This window comes from Frankia sp. AiPs1, from assembly GCF_023716945.1.
In the GTDB taxonomy this organism is placed as follows: domain Bacteria; phylum Actinomycetota; class Actinomycetes; order Frankiales; family Frankiaceae; genus Frankia.
Genome location: NZ_JAMQQF010001189.1, coordinates 1 through 534 on the forward strand (window position 1 = coordinate 1; position 534 = coordinate 534).

The 534-nt window shown below is 80.9% G+C and carries 1 pseudogene; it reads right to left on the minus strand.

Annotation, left to right across the window (positions count from 1 at the left end):
- Window positions 1-500 (minus strand): annotated as a pseudogene (locus tag ND748_RS33580) (hypothetical protein); the annotation flags it as partial.
- Between the last annotated feature and the right edge of the window lie 34 nt (window positions 501-534).

Consider the following 534-nt stretch of genomic DNA (forward strand, 5'->3'; position numbering starts at 1 on the left):
GGGGTGTCGCGGCCGGGCGCGTCGGCCGGCCGGCCCTGGTAGGCCCGGCCCGGGTGGGGCGGCTGGGCGGGCGGCCGATGCTGGCGCGTCTCGCCCGGGTGCGGGGCCTCGGGCGCAGGAAGCCGGCGTCGAGGGTCGGGCCCGAGACCACGGCCGTCCCGTCCCGGCGCGGCCTCGGGTTCGATCGGAGCCGACTGGTGGCGGGACGGTGGCACGGTGGGATCGCGCAGCCAGGACGGGACGCGCCCCGGCGGGGCGGGAAGCGGCGCCGGTCCGGTGAGCGGGCCGCCGAGGGCGATCACTTCGGTCGCTGCGCTGCTGGGCGGCGGGGCCGGATATGCGGTCGAGGGGCGGTGCTCGTCGAAGCGTTCGCCGTGGGCCGCGCCAGCGTCGGCGCCGGGCGCGGGGAAGGCCGCCGGGCCGGCCGGACCGCCCAGTCGCTGGTCTCCGCGGATCACCGGGTTGGCGTAGCGCGCCGTGGGTGGGGCTGGCGGTGGCATCGGGGCCGGCGGTGGCATCCGGGCTGGCGGTGGC